Genomic DNA, 25335 nt, shown 5'->3' on the forward strand with positions numbered 1-25335 from the left:
AGAGGCTTTAAATGATCTTTGAAAGGTCTTTGAAGATCCTTTGAGAACCACTTTAAAACTCTTTGAGAAAAAATAAATTGCTACAAAACCTAGTGGCAAATTATACAAAACCTACTGGCAAGCTACAACAGGCAAGCTACAGCTACATATACCTTGGCTGGGGAACTTGGATTCGAACCAAGATTGACGGAGTCAGAGTCCGCTGTTCTACCATTAAACTATTCCCCAATAAGCCAATTTTATCATCTCTAGCAGATTCTATAGTCTAGGCAAGTGCAAAAAATCTTTATGATTATCGGTAATAAAGAGCTATAGGGATGTCGTTGATTGTTTTGATTTGAATATCGACATCATAAATATCTTTAAGAATTTCTGGTTGCATGATTTCTTTTGGAGTCCCACAATAGGCCGCTTTTCCATTTTTCAGTGCTACAATCATATCTGAGTAAGATGAGGCAAAGTTAATATCGTGCATAACAATAAGAATGGTTTTTTTCAGTTCATCAGCTGTGCGGCGTAGCTGCTTCATCATAGAAACGGCATGTTTCATATCCAGATTGTTTAATGGTTCATCTAAGAGAAGATAATCAGTATCTTGGCAGATAACCATGGCAATAAAAGCCCGTTGACGCTGTCCCCCAGAAAGCTCATCTAAAAAACGGTCTTTTAAATCTTGTAAGCCGAGATAGCGTAGTGCACTGTCTATAAATTGTCTATCTTCATGTGTATACCAGCCTTTTGAATAAGGATAGCGACCGAAACTCACTAAATCATATACAGTTAACCGGAAAGATAAAGGATTATCTTGACGCAAAATTGAGAGCTTTTGAGCCAAAATGTCATGAGGCATTTTATCAATATCAAAACCGTCGATATTAATTGTTCCTTTGTCGTGCGGTAAAAGACGTCTTATCAGCATTAAAAGCGTTGATTTTCCCGAACCATTGGGCCCAATAAGAGAAATAATCCCCCCTTTGGGAAGATGAAGGCATAAATTATCGATAATCAATCGTGCTCCGTAAGCCTTGGAAAGATGATTGATCTCAATCATTTTAGTTTTCCCTTCATCAGTAACATTAAGAAAACAATCCCTCCACAAAACTCAATGATAAAACTTAAACGTCCTGCCATGTGAAAAATTTGTTCTAAAATAAATTGTCCCCCCACCAAACAAATAATCGCTAATAATATTGCAATTGGCACAACAACACTATGTTTTGCTTGAGGAGAAAGTTCATAGGAAAGGTTGGCAACTAAAAGTCCCAAAAAGGTGACGGGGCCTACTAATGCGGTGGAAATAGAGACGAGAATGGAAACAAAAATAAGGATAGATGTCGCACTTTTGTAGTAATTAACGCCAAGATTGAGAGCATTTTCACGTCCTAAAGCCAAAATATCCAGAAGATGACGGGAATGCCATCCAATCAGACTCACAATGAAAACAATGATTGTAGCAAAGCTTATGAGGGACGTATTAAATTTATTAAAATTTGCAAACATAATATCCGTTAAACTCATCATTTGGTCTGGATTGAGTTGCAATTGCATAAACATTCGTAAACTGAAAAAAAAGCCGCCTAAAACAACACCAATCAAGAGCGTTAAGTGAAGTCCTTTTAAGCTTCCTGAAAAGAGCCAGCGGAAAAGGCTTATGGAAAAAAGAATGAGAATGAAGACTTCGAGAATGAGCTGTCCTTCTTCATTTAAAAAGGGCAAAGAAAGAGAGCCTACAAAATACATCAGGACAGTCTTTATTAAAATATAAAGCTGATCAAATCCCATAATTGAAGGGGTCAGAAGGCGGTTATTCGTGATTGTTTGAAATAAAACCGTAGAAACGCTTATTGCATAAGCAATAAGAAGCAGAGAGGAAAGTTTTGTAAGACGAAATGTCCATGTATAAACATTGATATTCCACGTCATGTAAAGACTCATGACGGTACATGCCATGATGATGAGCATTGTTAGTACACATATTGTTTTTTTTCTTCTATCCAAGATGCTTTCTCCAGCGTAAAAGCAGTATCATAAAAATAAAACTACCGATCACGCCCATTATGGTGCTGATGGGAATTTCAAGAGATGGATGAATGGTTCGTCCTAAAAGATCACAAATCAAGACCAATCCTGCACCGCTGATGGCTACCCAAGGAGCGGTATAGCGCATATTATCTCCCATGAAACTTGAAACAATATTTGGAATAATCAATCCAACAAAAGGAATACGGCCGACGGTACAGACAACAACAGCAGTGATTGAAGCAACAATAAAAAGACCAAAAAACATGACAACACGATAATTCAATCCAAGGTTATTGGTTAAATCTTCTCCTAAGCTTGCAACAGTAAAGCGATCAGCAGTACAATAGGCTAAAATACAAAGGGGAAGGGAGAACCATAAAAGTTCATATTTTCCCTCAAGAATCATGGCAAAACTACCAAATAAATAAGCTTGAAGAGAAGGAAGTAACATTTCATAATCTGCAATGGCATTGGTTAAAGAGCCAATAATATAGCTTAGCATAATCCCTGTGAGGGGTACAATGAGAGCAGATTTTAGAGGAATGCGGCGCAATAAAAACATGAAAAGTAAAGTGCCCGTCATGGCAAAAAGTGTCGCAATGACCATTTTCCCTAAAACAGGAATATCGGGCAGAAAAATCATAGTAAAAAGAATGCCCAGGGAAGCAGATTCAACGGTTCCAGCGGTTGATGGCTCGACAAAACGATTACGTGTCAACAGTTGCATAATCATGCCTGAAAGTGCAAGTGCTGCGCCTACTAAAAGGATTGCAATGGTACGAGGAAGACGCGTTTGCCAAAAAATAAACCACGCATGGGGATCGGCTGCGAAGAGGCTAGACGGCGTGACATCCGAATAACCAACAAAAATGCTGAAGATGGATAAGAAAATTAGAAATATTATGGTTATCCAATAATTCTTCACGTTAAATCATTTTCTAATAAAACCTAATAAAAGCAGAGGTTGCTTAATAAACAACCTCTGCTTTTAAATTTAATTTATAGAGCAAGCAAGTTCTTTTGTATGCTTATTTGCTCTTTGTAAAGGCTTCATTGATCTGCTTAGTGGTTTCAAGGAGTCCCGTTAAACCACCACTTGCACGATACCAGCTCCAAGAGTCCAGATAAATAATTTGGTTTTTCTTGCTCGCTGTTGTACGGTGAACAAGCTCATTGTTAAGCAATTGCGCTGCAGATTGTCCTTCCCGTCCAATTGCTGCATCCCGATCAATCACCAACAACCAATCAGGATTTGTCTCAAGAATAAATTCAGGAGAAATGAGTTGTCCATGTTTTTGTACGGTAAGTTTATCGGTTGCAGGGGCAATTCCAAAAGCGGAATGGAAAATATCAAAACGTGATTTTTGTCCTAAGGCACTGATTTTTCCACCAGAGGTCATGAGTATGAGCCCTGTGCCTTTTCCTTGGGTATTTTTACGGACTTCAGCTAAAGTTTCATTGAGTTTTGCAATTTCTTTTTCTGCTTCCTGCTCTTTGCCAAAAATTTTTCCAAGGGTAGACACATTTCGTTTAATATCTTCAAGAGAATTTTCGTTTCCTACCGTTAGATCAATCGTAGGAGCGATTTTGGATAAATCGTTATATTTTGCTTGGGTTCTGGAGGAAATAACAATCAAATCGGGTTGAAGAGTAGCAATTTTTTCATAATCCGGTTCAAAAAGGGTGCCAATTTTTTCATATTTTTCATCATTAAATTGTTGCAGATAGGATGGTTTTTTCCCTTCAGGAATACCGACAACTGCTTTGATACCAAGGCGATTCATATTATCAAGCGCGGCAAGATCAAACACAACAACCTTTTGTGGAGAAGCTGGAACAGGAGTCGTTCCTGAAACATGATTAATCATTACATTTGTCTGAGTACTCGTATTTGCAATACTCGTTTTTGTCCATAAAAATGTTGCAAAGCTGATTGCAACCAGTAAGGTAGAAGTCATCCATTTCATATATTTTATCATCGTGATTTTATCCTTTTATTTGATATGACAAGGTTCTGTGCATTTAAAAACTTTAACTTAGGCAGTTTTATGCACAAAATGATGCGTCAATAAATAACACTATGTTGTAAAATAGACTAACATATGTTACAAATCGTTCACTTACCTCATTTTCACTTAATTCTAGTGTTTTTGCAACATTATTTAGAAAGTTTGACATATGATCAATGTATTTAAAAAGCGTACACGTTTGTACGCACTGACAACAAGCGCTCTCTTCCTTTTACAAGGTGTTGATTCTTCTATAGGGGCTAGTTGGTTTTCATCAACACTATCAACATTGACACAAGTTCTTCCATCTTTTGGTTCATCTGAGCGTTCTGTTGAAACTCCTCCTGCGCCTAGAGCAGAGAAGATAACTGGAGTGCCATCTGCTGGAGTGCCATCTGCTGGAGAGCCATCTGCTGGAGTGCCATCTGCTGGAGAGCCATCTGCTGGAGAGCCATCTGTTGGAGAGCCATCTGTTGGAGGGGGCAGTCAAGATATTCCTAGTTCTCTAGGAGTCCCTCAATTAAAATCAGCTTCAGTAGTTTCTACTTGTTTTCAGAGTAATTCTAAACCTACGGCTCCGATTTTTTGTAATGATGGTGAGGAACATAAGTACTACGAAGGAAGTGATAATGGTTCCTTTATTCTTAAAGCAGGAAAGTATGATCATGTTATACATGTAAAAAGCCTTCCTTCTGCGGAAAGTTCTTCTCCTACACTGGTTGATCTGTTGGACGTATATATAATAGCTGAAGAAGATGGCGGTAAAGCTCTAAACGTTGAGGATGTAAATAAACAAATTCAGATTGGTCGTGGGGATAGGGGGGCTGTATTGGCCGATGGAGTTGGAGCAAAGATTGAATTGGAAGATGCATTGGTTGATGGATTTATATTTGGGCTTGGAGCTTTTAATTCTGGAGAAATCGCTGTGAGCAGTAGTTCTCTCGAAAATGATTATGTAAACGCTTTAGCCTCTTCTGAAGGGATCATTGTTTTGGATGATGTAGAGGTTGAAGTGAAATCAGTTGGTCTTTGGAGTGATAGTAAATCTTTAATAGTTATGGACGGCGGGATTACTTTAGATAGATCTGGAGTAGGGGTTATCGCGTCAGAGATGGGGATTGTTCAATTAGGAGGGACTAAGATTTCCCAAAAAGAGTCTTTCGCGCGGCGGTACAGTGGTTCTGATGATTCTGATGAAGGCAGTTCTTCTTCTACGAATGATCGTGTTGTTTTGCTATCACAGGGAGGCTATATTGCTCTTAATGGTGGAAAAGTATCTGTTTCAGATGCTACTTTTCTGCAGATTGTTGGCAAGGTAGATTCTCTTGAAAATACACTCGAGGAAGATCTTGCTGAAATTGCTAAAAATATGGGTACTTTTCCAAGTGTAATAGATAATGATGAGGGCAGCCTTTCGGAAGAATATTCCAGAGCTTTTAGGGATATTACTTTCGGGGTACGTGATGTTGTAAGACATGCAGATATTGTTTTAGGTACTGAGGCATCACCAAGTGACTTGGATTTAAATGCCGCTATAAGATATTCAACTAATAAAATACTAGGTAAAGGATCCTACGGTATATACTTTGATGGTGCGCGTGGGGAACGCCATGAAGATACATCGCTACATACTGTTCTTTTACAAAATACTACTCTCAAAGTTCCAGAAGGTATAGCTATTTATAGTAATGGTTTAAATAGTTCCGTTTTTTTGCAAGAAGAATCAGAAGTTTCAGGTGGGCTTTTGTTGAAAGCTGAGAAATCTGCTGATCTATCAGTTTTTGCTAGCGACTCTGTTATAAATGGTGCTACTCGCGTTGATGAAAATGCTCATGCTAAGCTTTTTTTATCCCATGGGACGGAGTGGTATGTAACAAAGAGTTCATATGAAGATTTTGGAGATTCAGATCCACGTTGTATAGATTCATGTATTTCATTTGTGAGTCTTATAAATAGTGATATTAGATTTTTTACTTCTTTAAAAAATGGAGGTAAAAATGGAGGTAATGGAGATATTGAGTATCGGACTCTTCGAGTTGGAGAAGGAAGAGGCACAGTTTACAGTGCTCAGGGAGCTTCTCGTGTTCACTTTAATGTAGGTTTGGTAGCTAATAATGCGAGTAGTGGTCAAGTATCTGATAGACTTTTAATTCACGGTGATGTTAAAGGACGTACTACGGTGTATGTGCAGGATAAAAGCACAGGTCTAAATAGTGAGAATGGAAAAGGACATAGAATTTCGCTTATTCAAGTTTTTGGAGAAGCAGAAGATAGTTCTTTTATTTTAAACGGTGGTTATGTCACGCTGGGAGGGCAACCTTACAAATATGTTCTTCGTGCTTATGGCCCAACTATTCCTCCGCAAATGCAGTATTTCGATAAGACTTTGGTGAGGAACAGTCAAGATGTTTGGGATTTTCGTTTGGAAGATGAAAACTTGCCTTATGAACGCGGTGTTACTTTTTTCTTAGGTGGGACAACGGTAAATGCTCCTTCTGTACCATTATCTCATAATTCTGTGAGAAATGAAGTAGATGAGCCTCCTGTAGTATCAAGTCTCCCATCTGGAGATTCTGAATCTAGAGAATCTAATCAAGTTATTAATTCTGGTACAGATAGGAATCCTGCACAACTTTTGAGGTCTGAATTGGTTGGCGAAGACGATACACGAACAGATAATCCTGATATGAACTTAGGTGATGTATCTACTCCATTACCGAGTGCAGAAAATAGATTAATGGTGACAGCAGGTGAAGATGGACTTACTCAGACTGTTGAAATTTCTGTTACTCCTGATGTATCTGAGAGATCTCAATCTGTAGTCCCTTCTACTCCTAATTCACTTTTGAGATCTGATACAGGTGATGAAGATAATACAGGTGGTGGATATGATGGAGTAGTGGATGAGGCATCTGAAACTATAACGTCTATACCTTCTTCTACGACGTCCTCTGTTACTTCTACTGTATCTGAGGGGAATGCATCTACTGATCTGGGAGGGGCTGGAATATCTGAAGTAGCATCTAATTCTTCTTCTATTGCTCCTGCTGCGTCTGCTCCTGCTGCGTCTGCTCCTGCTGCGTCTGCTCCTGCTGCGTCTGCTCCTGCTGCATCTAAGGAGAAGACATCTGCTAATACCGTTTTATCCAATTCATCTCCTTCATCTAGAGGTAGAGGTTTGGTAACTTTAAGAACTTCAGGAGCTAATTCAGTTGGGAGATCTGATACAGGTAGGGAGAGTGTAATATCTGCCGATGGGATTTCCTTAGGATCTGGGTATCATACTGTATCAAATAGGATTATACCTATAAAATCAGTAGCTTCTATGAGTTCTTCTGCTTCTGTAGTTTCTGAGAAATCTGCTGCACCTTCTTCTGATACACCTGCGGCATCTTCTAATGGAGCTGTTGGGCGTACTCTTGTGTTGAATGGTGCTAAGAAAACTATTTCTTCTCAGTGTGGTGATGCTACACAAGGAAGTGGTGCGGGAAGATCTCAGACTCCTTATTTGTGTAGTGATGGCCAAACACGTACAGTGACAAACCTTACACTGAAGGCAAGTGAGGCAACTCAACATTCTGTGCATGCAACAAATCAGAATACAATTATTAACCTAGAAGGGGCCTCAATTAGTAGTGCGGATTCTTCTAATTTGGACAGTAGTATTGATTTGGTACCTTCTATGCTTGTGACTGCTGTACTTGCAGAAAAAAAAGCAGAGGTTGTTTTGAGTAAAAACTCAACAATTCAATCTTCTGTGATTGGACTTGAAGCGCAAAGTGGCGGAAAGGTCCAGATGACAGGAGGAACGGTCAATGCTCGCTATGTGGGCGCTTTGGCAGGTTCTGGATCATCTGTTAATCTAAAGGATACGACAATTAACGTAACGGGAGATTTGGCTGCTGCTGGTCTGGCGAGTCAGGCTGGTGAGATAACCATGAATACTGGAGCTATTACTTTGGCAAAGGGAGTGGCCGTGAGGTCAGAAGCTGGGGGAAGTGTTAAGTTAGACAAAGTTAACATTACTGTGAAAGACGAAGCAGGGAAGTTAGATTCTGCAGAGAATTTTGGACGTGCTGCTTTTCTGTTGAGTGATAATGCTTCTATTGATTTTAAGAATGGGAGTGTTGTGACTGATTCTCACGCTTTGTGGGTTAGAAAGGGTGATGATGTGATTGAAACGGGGTCTTCTAGGAAGAGAAGATCTTCAGAGGCTCGTTCTGCTATGAATCACGCGAATATCGAGGCTTCTACTGTTAGAGTGGAAGGTGATGGAACCTATGGCATATATTTTGATGGGGGAATACAGAAAGAAGCAAGTGAACAAAATCGGAGTAAGGATTTAGCCGCTGAGAAAGCAAATGTTGTTAAGCGGAGCACTGTATCCAAACAGGAAAAAACACCTATAGGCATAACAGGGGCAATTTCGTTGAAAAAAACTGATTTTGAAGTTGCAAATGGTATAGCGATCTATGGTAATAATTCTGGTGGTCAGGTTTCATTAGAAAATAAAACGACTCTCGCTGGTGACTTGTTATTGAAGGCTGAGAATGATTCTAATGTATTGGTTTCAGTCGATAATTCTATTGTTACAGGTGCTGTCCGCGTTGATAAAAGTTCTTATACAAAATTAGGTTTAGCCAATAAATCGCAGTGGATTCTAAAAAGGAGTGCACAGAGGAATTTGGGTACTCCAGATTTAGGATGTGTGGATTCATGTATTTCTTCTGTAAGTCTTGTAAATAGTGCTATTGATTTTAAATCTTCCGAATCTGAAGGGAAATATCAGACTCTCCATATTGGAAATGGAAAAGGCACAGTTTATGAGGCGCAGGGTGATGCTGTAATTCATCTCAATGCGCGTTTAAATCCTCATGATCCAAGTGATCAGCAAGTCACTGATCGACTTGTCATTCATGGTGATGTTTCTGGAAAAACAAAAATACATGTACGAGGTGATGCGGGCAATGGTGGAGATGCTAAAGCGAAAGCCAAGATTGCTCACAGTGTTTCAGTTATTCAGGTTTATGGTCAAGCAAAGAAAGATTCTTTCCAACTCAATGGCAATTATGTCGCATTGAGGAATTCACCTTACAAATACACGCTTCGTGCTTATGGTCCAGAAGCGACTTCGAAACAGGAGCATGTTCAGCAGAAATTTGTTAGGGATGGTGGAGAGTTTTGGAACTTCCGTTTAGAAAATCAGTATGTTAAGTCTGCTGGATTTGCTGCCCTTCCTGAACAATTTGTAAGGTCTGTTGTTCCACAAGTGCCAACTTATCTCGTCTTGCCTAATAGCGTATTCCATGCTGGTTTGATGGATATTAATAATCAAAACAAACAGATGGAGACGTTGCGGATGACTTCTACAGGAATGGTAGAGGTTCGTGAGAATCCTGCTTTATATTTACGTGGCTATGGTGGAAGTTACCGTTATGCTACAAATTTATCTGCACTTGAATATGGTTATGGTGGCGATCTTGACTATCATGGTGTAGAGGCAGGTGTGCTGTTGCAAACTATTGAAAATGCTGACAGTGCTCTATCCTTTGGCGTTATGGGAACTTATGGAAAACTTTCTCTGCAGCCTTTGGATGTTGAGCAAAGCCAGAAGAGTGCATTTGATAAATGGACTGCTACAGTATATGGTAGCATGCAGCGTAATGTTGGCTTCTATGTCGATGGTCTTTTATCCTATGGTCTGTTTAAAGGTGATGTTCTCACTCTTGCACGGGGTAAGACAGCAACGTTGAAAGCTAATCCGTTAAGTGTTTCTTTATCTGGTGGTCAGACAATTGAGACAGGATATAAGGGCTTTGTCTTTGATCCGCAGGTTCAGGTTGTTTATCAACATCTCCAGTTTAATAAGGCCCGTGATATTGACAATTTTGATATTGAAATGGGTAATCTTGATCAGTGGGTAGCACGTGTTGGTGGACGTTTAACCAGGACTCCTACAGGTTCTGAAGGCGTGGATGCTGTTGCTTTCTATGGTAAGCTTTATCTTGCTCATGGTTTTGGAGAGAAACAGTCTGTACGTTTCAATGATGCTTTCAAGTTAGGGGCTTTTGGTTCTTCACTAGAGGCTGGATTAGGCTTTAATGCCAAATTGTTGCCGCAGTTTTCTCTGCATGCTGATGTTCTCTATCAACATAAGCTTAATAAATCTGGTTTTTCTGGAGCAAGTTTCTCCGGAGGCGTGCGTTATCAGTTCTAATATAAGGTACAGTATGTACTTTTTAGAAAAGGCAGCACATTGTGCTGCCTTTTTTCTTTATAACAACTTGTGTTGTTCTTAAAAGGTTTTTCGTCTTCTAGATATGAATAAAAAAAGACGTAGTTTATTATGCGCATGAGCGCGGTTTTCCTACGCTCAAGCGAATTTTCTTAAAATTGTTGCGACTGATAATGCGATAGAGTGACTCACTTGTATGAGCTTTTTAAGCATTCATGAGTCCATTATGTGTTATGTTATCTTTTTTGGTACCGTATTGATATTATCGAACATAATATTTAATGCTTTCTAAGGCTCGTTTTTTGGCGTTTGTTTTTCACTGTTTTAAATCATTTTTTCATTTATCTCTTTGTGGATTAATTTTTAAAGTTCACAAGGCTAAATTGTGACTTAAATTAATTGCACGCACTGGTTTTATTTTTTCTTTACACGAAATACAGAATGCATTATACACTTATAAATTGTGCTTTGTTGTTATTCTCCTATAGATGGTTTTGCGCGTAGAGCTTCTGACAAGTTTATAGGGACAATTCATTGCACGGTTCAAGTGAGCATGAGGCATGTCTTTTTTGTTACACCTTTCGTATTTTGAGGTGCGCAGTGGGATGTTTTGCAAGTGCTTTTATTTTTCAATGAGAGGGGTAGGAAAGTTTCGAGGGAACTATGATTAAAGTGTTTAGAAATCATGTATGTTTATGTGCTTGTACAACAGCTATCCTTTCTTTGCTCCAAAATGGAAGAGAAGTTTATGCGGCGACACGGGATGAGGAGGGTAAACCTTATGTTATAACTGTTACTCCGCTTAACGGTATCAGTGTTACTTCTGGTCATCATCTTAGTGGAAGTAATGTGAATAAGCCTCTGGGTGGAGAGAGTGGGGGCAGTTATTATCATCCTAGTATTGGCAATAACGATGAGGGTATTCGTGGGGGGAGCAACTATCATGAGTTGAGTGGAAAGGAGGGAGAGAACGGACAACAAAATGGGGGAAAAGGGTATGTGAAAAATATCGATAACACGGTTAGAAATGAGGGCTCTGATGCAATAGGTATGAATCCTGCGTTTTATTATTATAGTGGATTGTATTATGTATGCGATAATTGCGGGACGGATCCTAACAATGTGAAGCCTACAGGAGAGGGGCCTAAAATTGATAATAAATCTTATAAAATTACCAATGAAAATGCTTCCAACTACCCTCCTGATCCTATTGCTATAACGGTGAAGGGAATAGGGACAGAAGTTCGTGGGAAGGATGTAACGGTTAGCAGTCAAGTTGCTGATAAGACTTTTCTAATGGGGGTGCACGTATTAGAGAACGGTAAGATTGTTTTGGAGGATCCGATTATCAAAAATACAGTTATAGCCCTTCGTGCGAATAATGGAGTGATTGAGGTAAAAAATGGAAAGATTGGGGAAAGTCATGAAGGTGTTGATGCAGCAGATCGTTCATTTGTTCTTTTAGAAGATACAGAAATTAATACGGCTAATGGGAATGCAAGTCTTTTAAGTTATGATCATTCAGAAGTTTGGATGTCAGGTGGATCAGTTGATTTTATGAACAGCCATGGGATTTCTTCGACGTTAGGTGGGAAAGTAAATCTCGAGAATGTTAAAATTACTGGGAAGGGTAAAGAAAAAAATTCGGATAATCATGCAGTTTTATATACGGATTTAGGGAAGGCTGTTAATTTAAAGGGTACGACTATTCATGCTATGGATGTCCATGGCATATTATTAGAAAATAAAGTCAATTCTATTCCTTTGCAGGAAGTTAAAGATTTATCGAATGAGGATTCTCCTTCTGAATCTGGGATTCCTGTGACTGAAGTTAATATTAAATCCTCTACTATTAATGTCAATGGCGCTGGATCTTACGGTATATATTTTAAGGGAAAAAAGCCATGGAGCGAAGATGGGGATAAAAAAGAGGATATCTCATTAGGGGAAGAAAAAGCGCCACCACGATTAGAAGTTGTTAATTTGGATACAACAGAGCTTTCTGTTTTAGACGATACGGCTCTTTACGGTGAAAACCTTATTTCTGGTGCCGTAAGTTTAATGAAAAGCACTCTTCGTTCGGGGAATTTTTTATTAAAAGCTGAAAAAGGGGCTTCTATAACGGTTTTGGCTGATGCTTCTACTCTTGAAGGTCGTGCTTACACTGATAAAGATTCTAATGCCGAACTTTATTTGGGAGGTCGCTCTACATGGATTTTACAACAACAGTTGCAAAAAGATCAACATAAGGCTGCAAAAGATTCTTCTATTTCATTGGTCAGTCTTATGGGCGAGAGCTCTATTCATTTTAAAAGACAAGAATCTTCTTCTGTTAATGATTATCAAACCCTGCATATTGGAAATGGAAAAGGTGAGGTTTATAGAGCACGGGACGGTGCCTTTATTTCTCTTAATACATATCTGAATAAGGGAGGGGATCTTGATCAACAAAAAACGGATCGTGTTTTAATTCATGGTGATGTTTCGGGAAAAACAATGCTCCGTGTGCATGCTGTTGCAGGAAGTCCAGGAGGGTATACGGGAAGGGGAGGAAATGATGAAGGACTTTCAATCATTCAGGTTTCTGGAGAAGCAAAGCAAGATTCTTTTCAGTTGGAAGGTGGTTATGTAGCGTTAGACGAATTGCCTTATCAGTATAAGCTTTATGGTTATGGTCCAGGATCTCTTTTAGGAAAAGCAAGTACGAAGCAAAGACTTGTTGAAGGAAGCGGAGAGTTTTGGGATTTCCGTCTTGAAAGTCAATCTATAGATTCTGAAGTTAAACCTGAACCAGATCCTCGTCCGACACCTCCTCCAGGACCAGCTCCGGAACCTCATCCTCGTCCTAAGCCGGGAGTAAAGGCTGTTGTTCCGCAGGTTCCGACTTATCTCCTTTTGCCTAATGCCCTACGTCATCTTGGTTTGATGAATGTTAGCAATCAAAATAAGCGCTTGGAAACTTTGCGAATTGCTTCTGGCAGTTTGTTAGAAAGCCGCGAAAAGCCTTTCTTTTTTGTGCGCGGTTATGGCGGCAATCATCGTTATACTTCAAATCTTTCTGCGCTTGAATATGGTTATGGCGGTGAGCTGGATTATAATGCCCTAGAGGCAGGTGTTTTGCTGAAAGCAATCGAAAATATGTATGGGACGGCTTCTTTTGGAATTATCGGGTCTTACGAGAAATTTTCTTTGAATCCTGTGAATGTTGAACAGAGCCAAAAGAGTACATTTGATAAATGGTCCGTTGCGGCATATGGCGGCATGCAGCATGATGCAGGTTTTTACGTTGATGGTCTTGTGTCTTATGGTTTTTTTAAGGGAGACGTTCTTACAACAGCACGGGGTAAAACGGCAACATTAAAGGGAAATCCTTTAAGTGCTTCATTGACGACTGGAAAAACATTTATGGTGGGAGAGGATGGTTTTGTTTTTGATCCGCAAGTTCAGGTTGTTTATCAATATCTTCCATTTAATAAAGTGCGCGATGTGGATGGCTTTGATATTGATTTAGGAAAGCTTCATCAGTGGGTAGGTCGTGTTGGAGGGCGTTTAACAAAGATGCTGGTTGCTACTGATGAGGCTCAAGTTATTTCTTTCTATGGCAAGCTTCATCTTGCTCATGGTTTTGAAGGAAAACAATTTGTGCATTTTAAAGACGCTTTTCAGCTAGGGGCTTTTGGTTCTTCATTAGAAACTGGATTAGGTTTTAATGCTCAATTGTCTCAAAATTTTGCACTTCATGGTGATTTGGTTTATCAGCATAAGCTAACGAAAGCTGGTTTTTCTGGAACGAGTTTTTCTGGTGGATTGCGTTATCATTTCTAGAGTTGTTACTGTTTTTGTTTAATCTTTGAAAAAGCCATAAGTTATCCTTGTGGCTTTTTTCATTTCTATTCATTTTGTTGTTATCGCTTTTTTATAGAGTATGATTTTTCATCTCTTTTTAATATATTTAGGGGCTGGGCTTCTTTTATTTTGCTTGAAAAATTGAATAAGTTTGTACGTTATCGTTTCAAAATATGTATTTCATATTTTTTATAATATGCTGGTTTATAAAGGTATTTTTTAACTGAGAATGCTAAAGATATTTTCAATGTTCTTATTATGAATCCATAAAAAGCATTCATTGGCATGTATAGGATTGGTAGGTGGATAAAAAAATCGTTTAAGAAAGGAGACAGTATAGTTTTGAGAATGGTGTTAATCAGAGAGGACTTGCAATATTAGAAGTTGGTAAAGAAAATAACGCAACTTAAGCGCAATGAGCGCTGTATCCGGTAGATACTTTATATTATATCTGCTGTTGTTGTGCAATGGGGGTAGAAAAAATGAGAGATATCTGAAAAATCTGGTGAATGAGAAACATAGTATTGTTTTTTGAAAATGTGCTTTCTTAAAAGGAATGCAATAAATAACAGGATGAAGTCATGTGTAATTTTGACTTTTTAAAGCTATCGTTCTGAATGCTATAAAGTTGAATTAAATGGAGGCGGTAAAATAGAAATTGATTTTGATTTTTACACGTTCCTATTCTAAATTAGGCTGTCTTTCCATAAAGATTGCCTAAAAACAGATATATGTGCTCTCCTTGTTTTCCAATTTTGGCATATACTAAGTTTTATCTGCTTACAGAGTGCTCATTGTTTCAATATAAATATTTATCGAAACATGTTGACTATATATGCTCTGGTGTTGATTAGGCAGGAGTTAAAGTAAGCATTTTAAATGCATGTAACCCTATAACGCTGTTTTTGAATAACAACTTTAAAAGTGATTTTTCTCGTTTTTCAGCTCTATTTTGACAATTTTTTTGTAAAAATGACAGATTCAAAGTGCATTTTTTAGTAATTTTTAAAATTCCATATTTACATAAAACACAAAAAATATTAATAAATCTTATATATTTAACCCAAAACGTATTAATCTTCTCTTAAGTTAAGTTTTTTTGATACGTTATGTATTGCTCTTAATCAAGGGGGCAAATTATGGTGGAATTATGGCCAGTTTATTTAAAAATCGTTTCTCCTTATATACTTTCACAACAGCAGTTCTTTTTTTTACACATAATGTTGATGTTTTTGCACACAATGCTAAATCTCAAATTATCTCTAGAGAAAAGCAAGATTTATGTAATCCGAATGCAGCATTTTATCAGTGTAATGATGGTGAACTGCATGAAATTAATAATAAAGTTTATTCGCTCACGGGGCAAAAGGTTAATGGTAATCATGGAGCCATAGAGGCGTCTAAGGAACGTACATTTATTCACGGTAAAAATATAACTGTTAAGGGTATTTTAGATCAAAAGAGTAATTCGGAAAAGAACTTTTGGAAATATGGCGTAAAGGTATCAGAAAAGGCGTACGTCTCTCTGTCCGAATCCACTTTGAGTGGGGTTTTAGTGGGAGTAGAATCTCAAGGTTACGGCATTGCGATATCTGGCGGATCGATTGATGCAATTGAAGTGGGGGCTTTTGCAGAAGGGAAATCTCACAGTATACTTTATTTAACGAATACACAGGTGAACTTCGGTACTGTTGGGGTTAAAGCAGGAGAAAATGGATATTTAATTTTAGAGGGTGTCTCTATGAACGGCAAGGGTAATCCCGACAAGGTGGGGCAAGGGCGGAATACAGAGCATCAGAGTGATCATGCTGCTTTTCATATATCTGGGAATGGTTATGTTCAGTTTTCGAACGGTTCTGTTGATGTTAGTGATGTTCATGGGCTTTTATTGCAGAAAAAGGGTGATCATGCTGATGATACTCGTGCTAATATTGAAGATTCTAATATTACAGTGAAAGGGAATGCACTTTATGGTATGTACTTTAAAAATATGACAACATTAGCTGATCTGTTCAATGGAGGATCACCGCATGTTGAGGTGAGAAAGACTGCTTTTAAAGTTCCATATAGTACAGCTATTTATAGCAACAAATCTCGTGGTTCTATTAAGTTTTCAGAAAAATCTGAAATTTCTGGAGATTTATTGTTGAAGGCTGAAGGTGGCTCTTTAGTGAAGATTTTAGCTAATGATTCTATGCTTGTAGGGGGAGTGCATGTTGATGAAAATTCTTCTGCTGAATTTCAGTTGAGAGGTAGTTCGAAATGGACTTTATCACGACCGAAAAATAAAACTTTACAAGTTTCTGGTGCTATAGGTGTTTCGTCGGTTTCGTTGATCGAGCTTATTGATAGTTCTATTATTTTTGAGAAACCCGCAGATAATACAATGAATGATTATCAAACACTTCGTATTGGAAAAGGAGAGGGTGTTGTTTATAAAGCGCAGGGTGATGCGCATATTTATCTTAATACATATTTAAATAAAGGGGGAGATATTAAAAATCAAAAAACTGATAGGTTGTTAATTCATGGTGATATTAAAGGAAAAACCATAATACATGTGCAAAGCGTTTCAGGAAGTCCAGGAGGTGGTACAGGGCTTCATGGAAATGACAAAGGTATCTCAATTATTCAGGTTTCTGGAAAAGCAGAGGAAGGTTCTTTTCAGTTAGAGGGGGGGTATGTCACACTTGAAGACGGCCCCTATCAGTATAAGCTCTATGCTTATGGTCCAGCATTTCATTTAGGAAGAGCAAATGCGTCTCTAAATGCAAGTGTGTCTCAAAGATTAGTCGAAGGTGAAGGAGATTTTTGGGATTTCCGCCTCGAAAATGGATATATTGATTCTGATACTACATCTAAACCCACTCAGAATTCTAAGCTTGTGTCGGCTTCTCGTCCTAACCAAGGCGATAAAGCTGTTGTTCCGCAAGTTCCAACTTATTTGCTTTTGCCCAATAGTTTGCTCCAGGCTGGTTTGATGGATATCAGCAATCAAAACAAGCAGTTGGAGACACAGCGTGCTCATCCTCGTGGAATGTTGGAAATTCGTGAAAATCCTGCTTCATTTTTGCGTGGTTATGGGGGAAGCTACCATTATACCTCAGATTTGTCTGTGCTTGAATATGGTTACGGAGGTGATCTAGGATATTATGCACTAGAGGCAGGTGTTTTGTTACAAAAAATTGAAAATGTTGAGAATGTCATATCCTTTGGGATTATGGGCTCTTACGGAAAGCTTTCTCTACAGCCTTTGAATGTTGAACAAAGCCAAAAAAGTACATTTGATAAATGGACTGCTACAGTCTATGGCAGTATGCAGCATGATACAGGCTTCTATGTCGATGGTCTTGCATCTTATGGTTTGTTTAAAGGTGATGTTATGACAACGGCAAGGGGAAAGACAGCAACATTGAAGGGTAATCCCTTAAGTCTTTCTTTGATGAGTGGTCAAAAAGTTGCCACAGGATATGAAGGCGTTGTTTTTGATCCACAAGCTCAGGTTGTTTATCAACATCTTCAGTTTAATGAGGCCCGTGATATTGATAATTTTAATATCGAGATGGATAAGCTTGATCAATGGATGGTGCGTGTTGGTGGACGTTTGACGAAGACTCTTGCTGCACCTGAAAAGGATCGTGATGTTTCTTTCTATGGGAAGGTTCATTTTGCCCATGACTTTGGTAAAGAAAGATCTGTGCGCTTTAAAGATTCTTTCCAATTAGGAGCTTTTGGTTCTTCTCTAGAGGCTGGATTGGGTCTTAATGCCCGCTTGTCTCAAAAATTCGCGTTTCATGGTGATTTGGTTTATCAGCATAAGTTGAGTAAAGGTGGTTTTTTTGGAATTAGTTTTTCTGGTGGATTGCGCTATCATTTTTAGGATGATTGCCTTCGGGATTCATAAAAAAAGCCACAAGTACAGCTTGTGGTTTTTTATTGTTTTGTTTGCAATTTTTAAAACAAATTTTTTAAAGAATGTTTTTTTGCATGAGCAAATTTATTTCTTTTTAGAAACGAGATAATGCTTTCAGGGTTCCAGTTTTGACTTTTTATGCTGTTTTTGCTCTATGCAAGATACTGATTTATAAGAATTCATTGTTTTATATTGAATGAGAAACACGAATATCGTAGGGTTTTCTCCTTTCAAATTTGTTCTCCGTTGAATTGATTAAAACCATTCGTTTCCATGTTATAAGTGGGCAGAGCCGTGTGGATAAAACTAGACAAGAAAAGAGTCAAAATGCCTCTTATGCACCGTCTTAAGTACTAAGGGCTGTCGCAACATTTTAGGGTTGGCAAAGTGGGGGATGGGATCAGCTTACTTATTCATAAGCATAAAGATGGGATGCTCAATGAATTTATCGTTATACTATTCACGGGCGTTATCGTGAAATGGGTTTAGGTGGGTTGAGAGATGTGTCTTAAAAATAAGCACATGAATTAGCAATATAATGCTGTTTTGTTCTTTGTGATGGTCGTTAATCTATTAAATACGCGATAAACATAAAGTATGCGGCAAGACATAATCTCCTTTTGTGTAAATTTACAAATTCTCTTGAGATCATTGTTTTGGGGTATGGTGGATTTATTATTTCTATTTTTACGCGTTTTTATAAAAATACAATTTTAAATTGTTATATTTTTAGATTATGGCTTTACATAAGGAGCGTCGTGGATATATAAAATACAAAATGTATTTTAAATTATCACGCGTACCCGAAATTATTAAATAGAACGCGTGTTTTTTTGTTTTTAGAGAAGGGGAAGAAAGTTTGTAGAAAATTATGCTCAAAAAACATCTCTCTTTATGTCATTTTACAACGGTTATTTTTTTCTTTGTACACAATGCTGATGCTGGTGAAATTTCTTCTGAAAAGAAGCAATATTCATGTAGCGAAAGTGCTTCATTTTATCACTGTAACGATGGCCAAACGCATGAAATTGCTGGAAAAACTTATCAACTCACGGGAAAAAGTTCTGGTGCTGCCTTAGAGGCATTAGGGGAAAATACACTCATTGAGGGAAAGGCGATAATCATTAACGGTGTTTCGAATGTAAATGGCCATTCAGGAAAAGGCGCTTGGACAACAGGTGTAAAAGCTTCAAAAGGGGGAGGCGTTGCTCTCTTTAATTCTATGTTAAATGAAGTGTCGATAGGGGCCGATATTGACGAGGATGGCGCTTTTGAAATGCAGGATGGGGTGATTAAAGCAACCAGAATAGGCATCAGTGTTTCGAGTGAGCAGTCGTTGGTTTCTTTGACTAAGACAGAGATTAGGACACCTGCTGATGCGATAGGTCTTTTGAGTCATAATGGTGCAAAAATGTATATGAAAGGAGGAAAGATTGACTTTTCTGATGGTATTGGCGTTGAAACAGGAGGGGATGGAGAAATTAATTTAGAGGGTGTTTCTATTACCGGAAAGGGGAAACAGACGACAAATACAGATGATCATCGTGAAGCTTCTGCTTTTAGTATGCTTCAGGGGAAAGGCATGATTAATTTTGAGAAGGGCAACGTTAATGTTAACAATGCTCATGGCATTGTGTTGCAGGGGAATAATCATAATGCTGCTCATATTAAATATTCCAATGTTTTTGTGAGAGGGAAGGCATTTCATGGTATGCGCTTTTTTTGGGAAGCTGTCTTGGATGATAAAAAAACAGTTATACCTGGAAAAGGGGCTGTTCATTTGACACAGACAACTTTTATAGCTCCAGAAAGTACGGCTATTTATAGCCGCCAATTCGAAAGTTCTGTTAAACTCTTACAAAATTCAAAAGTTTCTGGCGATTCACTGCTGAACGCTGTTGAGCGTTCCAATATCAAGATTGAGGCCGATGCTTCTACCCTTGTAGGAAGCGCAAATGTTGATGAAAGTTCTACAGCTGAGATCGTGTTAAAAAATGGTTCAAAGTGGATTTTATCGCGACCAAAATATGAAAAATTACAAAACTTTGATGTGTCTGGTTCTAGGTTAAAAGATTATTCCTCTATTTCATCGGTCGAACTTACAGATAGTTCTCTTATTTTTGAAGAATTAAAATCCAAAACAACAGATGGTTATCAGACACTTCTCATCGGAAAAGGCTCAGGGACTGTCTATAAAGCGCACGGTGATGTGAACCTTTATCTTAATGCATATTTGGATCAAGGGGGAGAGCTTGAAAAGCAAAAAACTGATCGACTTTTAATCAATGGGGATCTTGACGGAAAAACAACAGTCCATGTTTATAAAATTCCTGGAAGCCCAGGGGCATTGACGGGAGAGGGCGGTAATGATCAGGGGATTTCCATTGTTCAGGTTTATGGACAAGCCGCTGAAGATTCTTTTCAGTTAAAGGGAGGGTATGTCGCACTTGAAGACGCCCCCTATCAGTATCATCTAAAGAGTTATGGTCCAAGCTCTGCTTTAGGGACGGCAGATTCCAATCAAAGAGTGCTTAAAAACTCTGAAACATTTTGGGATTTCCGCCTCGAAAGTAAATTTGTTGATTCTTCCTCTCTTGATCTCACTGAAATTGTTCCTGTGATTGATTTCGTTGTTCCTCCTTCTTCTAATGATATTCCTTCTTTTCCTGAAAATCATCCTAGTATTACTGGAGTTGACGGGGAGGCTATCGATTCTAACTCTCAGCAAGAACCTCAAGAGCCAAGTCTTTCTACTCCTATAGATTCTCCTGATAGGGATTCCCATCTTACGACCACATTTGATACACCTGATGTTTCTGTGCTTGAGGTTCCAAATCCTCCTCCTTTTTCTCCTCCTCCCTCTCTTTCACCGGTTATTCCGGTTGTCGCTGAAGCTGATCCTGTTGTGCCGACAGTTGGTTCATCTGTTCCTTCTACTCCTTCCGTTGTTGTACCCCCCGCATCTGGTTCACCTTTACCGCCATCTGTTCCTTCTACTCCTTCTGTTGTTGCACCCCCCGCATCTGGTTCACCTGTTTCGCCATCTGTTCCTCCCACTTCTTCTGTTGTTATCCGCCCCGCATCTGGTTCACCTTTACCGCCATCTGTTCCTTCTACTCCTTCTGTTGTTGCACCCCCCGCATCTGGTTCACCTGTTTCGCCATCTGTTCCTTCTACTCCTTCTGTTGTTGCACCCCCCGCATCTGGTTCACCTTTACCGCCACCTGTTCTTTCCACTCCTTCTGTTGTTGCACCCCCCGCATCTGGTTCACCTTTACCGCCACCTGTTCTTTCCACTCCTTCTGTTGTTGCACCCCCCGCATCTGGTTCACCTGTACCATCATCTGTTACTCCCCCTCCTTCTGTTGTTACCCGCCCTGTTTCTGAGCTTTCTTCGCATTTTGAACCAAATGTGAGAGCCATTGTACCACAAGTTTTGACTTATATTCTTGTGCCAAATACTTTATTTCACGCTGGATTGATGGATATCAGTAATCAAAACAAGCAATTGCAAACACTGCGAACTTTTTCTCGTCGAGTGTTGAAAACTAATAAAAATCCGGCTTTGTTTTTGCGCAGTTACGGTGGACATCATCGTTATACTTCAAATTTATCTGCACTTGAATATGGATATGGAGGCGACCTTGATTATAATGCACTAGAGGCAGGTATTTTACTCAAGAAAATCGAAAATGCATACAGTACGACATCTTTTGGAATTATGGGAAATTATGGCAAACTTTCTTTGCGTCCTCGAGAGGTGAAACAACGTCAAGAAAGTATCTTTGATAAATGGTCCATTACAGCATATGGCAGCATGCAGCATGATACGGGTTTTTATATGGATGGTCTCTTCTCTTACGGTCTGTTTAATGGAAATGTTCTCACACGTGAGCGAGGTAAAACGGCTGCATTAAGAGGCAAGCCCTTAAGTTTTTCCTTAACGGCTGGTAAAACGTTTATGATAGGCTGTCGATGTTTTATTTTTGAACCACAAGTTCAGTTTGTTTATCAAAATCTCCAGTTTCATAAGACTCGTGATATTGATAATTTTAATATTGATATGCGAAGGCCAGATCATTGGGGGGTGCGTCTTGGTGGACATTTAACCAAAACAGTGACATTTACGAAAGAGGCACAGGTTCTTTCATTCTATGGTAAGCTTTATTTCGTTCGTAGTTTTAATGATAAACAATTTGTATATTTTAAAGATGCTTTTCAGCTTGGTTCCTTTGGGTCTTCTTTAGAAGCTGGAATTGGTGTTTATTCGCAGTTATCTGCAAAAATTACTTTTCATAGCGATCTCATTTATCAGCATAAATTTACAAAGGCTGGTTTTTCTGGAACGCATTTCTCTGGTGGATTAAGCTATCATTTTTAGCTGTATTTTTTCTTTATAATTCATACTTTGTGAAAATTATAAGCACAAAACGTGATTTTATTGTGTTATTTTTCTGTTTTTAACTTTACATATAACACAAAACGAATTACGTGGATGATACATAATAGGAACAACCTATCGATGAGCTACATGTGTCTTTGCGGTTTTCGATAAAGATGAATAAGGAAATTTTAGAGTCAATTATGGTTAAAGTATTAAGAGGTCATGTATCTTTATGTGCTCTTATAGCGTCTGTTTTATTCTTTGTGTACAATATAAATGTGAATGCACAAGAAGAATCTTCGTCTCGTTCTCTTCTAAAGTTCTATTCATGTGATGCTCTTGAGAAGCGTGGGGTCTGCGAGTGACGTTCGTTTAGATACTGCTGATAGCGATTTTCTGATGTTTTGAAGGTAAAGAAATGGTCAGGGAAGCATGAAGGTGGCGAAAAAGGAAGTTTGAAGATTTATGGGATTTTGGCGTTAAAAAACACTGGTACAATTTCGTCAGAAGTGTTTGCACAGGAAAAAATGAAGATTGTTTTGGATAAGGTGTCCGTTACTGGAAGTGGTGAGAACACGATCAATAATAAAAATATAAGCGCCTATGATAATGGCTTTAATCAGGCCGTTTTGGGCGTAAAGAAAGGCGTCTCCCTTGTCGTTGAGGATGGTAAGATTAATGTTTCAAATATTGATGGTCTCGTGATGGAGGGCAAGGAGGGCGTTTTCATTCCTGGTGGCACGGTGCGATATGGCGTGTTGGATAGTCAATCTTTATCTGATTCATGGGATTGGCATTATTCTGGCGTTGTTTTTGAGAATTCAGATATTACTCTTCATGGGCGTGAAACTTGTGGGCTTTATTTAAAAGGAAATTTCTCACAAGAGGAATATATAGAAGCAGAGGCATTAGCTGCATTGGGGAGGATTCAGTTCAAGAAGACTAACTTTAATGTTCTTAATGATACAGCGATTTATATCGATGATGCCAAAAGATTTCTTTATATTACTATGTTAGAGGGGGGGCATCTTTTTGCTGATAGGTTCTTAGATGTTAATGCGAATGTAGCAGTTGAAACTGATGCGCCTTTTTTTGTAGGGGGAACACGCATTGATAAGAATTTTTATGTTGAAGTTGGGCTATTTAATCAGTCGCAATGGACGGTGACGTTAAGGAAAAATAATAAGTGGCATGCTTCATCTGTTTCCTTTGTAAAGGATATTGATTGTTCCATTTCCTTTCAGAGACCAAGAGATGGTCATTGTAAAACACTTCGCATTGGGAAATTGGATGATGATAATGGCTTAGATTATGCTTACGCTGGGAATGATTCACGCCTTTTTATCAATGCATCTCTTGCGACAACAGACAATCAAGTGAGAGGGATCGAGGCCGATAAAGTTTTAATCTATGATAATATTTATGGGAAAACGAAAGTTTCTATTATAGAAGTTTCAGGGAAAGAAAGGAGCCATAACAAAGCTACCCAAGGAGATAATAAAGGCGTTTCAATTATTCAGTTTTATGAAAAGGCAGAGGAAGATTCTTTTAAACTGGCTGCTGATTATGTCACTGTAAAAAGGATGCCTTATCGGTGTTGTCTTCGTGTTTATGGTTCAACGTCTTCTTTTAGACACGCAAAAGAGGAAAATAAATTAGCTAAAGGGCAATCGATAAAGAGGAATGAAGATTTTGAGGATTTTCGACTTGAATCTGAATATGTTCACAGTTTTTCTCATTGTCCTCATATTCAGTTGAAAAATGATGTGTCTCATTGCCGTGTGTCCCGTTCTTTAAGTACTCATGCTCATCATAATGATGAGCTAGCCGGTCATGATGCTTCTGCTCATTATCTTGAAGAGGGCGTTAAAGCTGTTATCTCACAAGTTCCAACCTATCTATTGATGCCGAATACTTTGTTGCAAATCAGTTTGACGGATGTGAACAATCATAACAAACAGTTGGAGACATCGCGTAGCGCTGCTGGGGCTTTGGAAGAAAATCGTAAAAGTCTGGCACTTTTTGTGCGAGGTTATGGTGGAAGTTACCGTTATGTTTCTGATCTATTTGCGCTTGAATATGGTTATGGGGGAAATTTGAATGATAATGCTATAGAGGCAAGCGTGTTGCTCAATGCGATTGAGGATACACATCATACTGTAAGCTTTGGAATAATGGGGAACTATGGGAAAATTTCTCTACAACCTCACGATGTTGAAGAAAGCAAAAAAAGTACATTTGATAAATGGTCTATTACAGCATACGGCAGCATGCAGCATGATACAGGCTTTTATATAGATGGTCTTTTTTCCTATAGTTTATTTAAAGGGGATGTTCAGACAAAAGCAAGAGGCAAGACAACAACATTGAAGGGAGCACCTTTGAGTGTTTCAGTGATTGCGGGTAATTCATTTATGAGCAGACATAAGGGGCTTATTTTTGATCCGCAGGTTCAGGTCGTTTATCAAAATTTGCGATTTGATAGGGCGTCTGATATCGATGGTTTTGATGTTGAAATGGGAAAACTTGATCAGTGGGTAATGCGTGTTGGTGGGCGTTTCAGCAAGACGCTTGCTGCTTTTGAAGAAGGACAAGTTGTTTCTTTCAGTGGAAAACTTTATCTTACCAATAATTTCGGAGGAAAACAACGTGTGCAATTTGGAGATGAATTCCAATTAGAGGCTTTTGGTTCTTCTCTAGAAACTGGAATGGGGTTGAATGCTCAGTTGTCTTCAAACTTTGCATTACATGGGGATGTAACTTATCAGCATCGTCTTAGCAAAGCTGGTTTTTCAGGGATGATTTTTTCAGGCGGTTTACGCTATCATTTTTAGGTGCCTATGAAATATAGAGTAATTTTTACATAAGTTATAGAGTGTTGTGTGAAGTATAAAATGGATATTTAAGTTTTATACTTCTTACCTTT

At 38.6% G+C, this 25335-nt stretch carries 9 protein-coding genes, 1 tRNA gene and 1 pseudogene; 6 read left to right on the forward strand and 5 right to left on the reverse strand.

Annotated features, from left to right (window positions below; translation table 11 throughout):
• Positions 1–154: 154 nt before the first annotated feature.
• The 5 genes from PVV57_RS06420 to PVV57_RS06440 all read right to left on the reverse strand — a co-directional run bounded on the left by PVV57_RS06420 (position 155) and on the right by PVV57_RS06440 (position 4001).
• A tRNA-Gln gene (locus PVV57_RS06420) sits at positions 155–228 on the reverse strand.
• A 64-nt stretch (positions 229–292) separates the two neighbouring features.
• A complete protein-coding gene (locus PVV57_RS06425; RefSeq protein ID WP_273719110.1) occupies positions 293–1051 on the reverse strand; it encodes an ABC transporter ATP-binding protein in 759 nt (252 codons plus the stop codon).
• The gene (locus PVV57_RS06430; RefSeq protein WP_404977243.1) at positions 1048–1950 is read right to left on the reverse strand and encodes an iron chelate uptake ABC transporter family permease subunit; all 903 of its coding nucleotides are present in this window, start codon (positions 1948–1950) and stop codon (positions 1048–1050) included. Before PVV57_RS06430 ends, PVV57_RS06425 begins: the two co-directional genes overlap by 4 nt.
• 40 nt (positions 1951–1990) lie before the next feature.
• A complete protein-coding gene (locus PVV57_RS06435; RefSeq protein ID WP_273719112.1) occupies positions 1991–2947 on the reverse strand; it encodes an iron chelate uptake ABC transporter family permease subunit in 957 nt (318 codons plus the stop codon).
• 103 nt (positions 2948–3050) lie between these two features.
• Positions 3051–4001 (reverse strand): siderophore ABC transporter substrate-binding protein, encoded by a 951-nt coding sequence (locus PVV57_RS06440; RefSeq protein WP_273719113.1) that lies wholly within the window; start codon positions 3999–4001, stop codon positions 3051–3053.
• A gap of 199 nt (positions 4002–4200) precedes the next feature.
• On the opposite strand from PVV57_RS06440, the gene PVV57_RS06445 reads away from it, so the two are divergent.
• From PVV57_RS06445 to PVV57_RS06465, 6 genes and pseudogenes are all read left to right on the forward strand, one after another.
• Positions 4201–10248, forward strand: coding sequence for an autotransporter outer membrane beta-barrel domain-containing protein (locus tag PVV57_RS06445; RefSeq protein ID WP_273719114.1), 6048 nt, complete (start codon positions 4201–4203; stop codon positions 10246–10248).
• Between the two features lie 681 nt (positions 10249–10929).
• Complete coding sequence (locus PVV57_RS06450) at positions 10930–14091, forward strand: autotransporter outer membrane beta-barrel domain-containing protein (protein ID WP_273783687.1); 3162 nt, start codon at positions 10930–10932, stop codon at positions 14089–14091.
• Between the two features lie 1171 nt (positions 14092–15262).
• Positions 15263–17992: an autotransporter outer membrane beta-barrel domain-containing protein gene (locus PVV57_RS06455; RefSeq protein WP_273783689.1), complete on the forward strand. Its 2730-nt coding sequence runs from the start codon at positions 15263–15265 to the stop codon at positions 17990–17992.
• A 360-nt stretch (positions 17993–18352) separates the two neighbouring features.
• A pseudogene (locus tag PVV57_RS10525) lies at positions 18353–18534 on the forward strand (integrase); the annotation flags it as partial.
• A gap of 362 nt (positions 18535–18896) precedes the next feature.
• A complete protein-coding gene (locus tag PVV57_RS06460) occupies positions 18897–22406 on the forward strand; it encodes an autotransporter outer membrane beta-barrel domain-containing protein (RefSeq protein WP_273783691.1) in 3510 nt (1169 codons plus the stop codon).
• A 407-nt stretch (positions 22407–22813) separates the two neighbouring features.
• On the forward strand, positions 22814–25243 hold the full coding sequence (locus PVV57_RS06465; protein WP_342753458.1) for an autotransporter outer membrane beta-barrel domain-containing protein: 2430 nt from the start codon (positions 22814–22816) through the stop codon (positions 25241–25243).
• Positions 25244–25335: the final 92 nt, after the last annotated feature.

The organism is Bartonella sp. AU15XJBT (assembly GCF_028618615.1).
GTDB lineage: Bacteria > Pseudomonadota > Alphaproteobacteria > Rhizobiales > Rhizobiaceae > Bartonella.

What these genes read in the sequence shown, in the direction of transcription:
- PVV57_RS06425 (WP_273719110.1), bottom strand. Translation starts at nt 1,051, where the DNA reads ATGATTGAGATCAATCATCTTTCCAAGGCTTACGGAGCACGATTGATT.
- PVV57_RS06430 (WP_404977243.1), bottom strand. Translation starts at nt 1,950, where the DNA reads ATGGCATGTACCGTCATGAGTCTTTACATGACGTGGAATATCAATGTT.
- PVV57_RS06440 (WP_273719113.1), bottom strand. Translation starts at nt 4,001, where the DNA reads ATGATAAAATATATGAAATGGATGACTTCTACCTTACTGGTTGCAATC.
- PVV57_RS06445 (WP_273719114.1), top strand. Translation starts at nt 4,201, where the DNA reads ATGATCAATGTATTTAAAAAGCGTACACGTTTGTACGCACTGACAACA.
- PVV57_RS06450 (WP_273783687.1), top strand. Translation starts at nt 10,930, where the DNA reads ATGATTAAAGTGTTTAGAAATCATGTATGTTTATGTGCTTGTACAACA.
- PVV57_RS06455 (WP_273783689.1), top strand. Translation starts at nt 15,263, where the DNA reads ATGGCCAGTTTATTTAAAAATCGTTTCTCCTTATATACTTTCACAACA.
- PVV57_RS06460 (WP_273783691.1), top strand. Translation starts at nt 18,897, where the DNA reads ATGCTCAAAAAACATCTCTCTTTATGTCATTTTACAACGGTTATTTTT.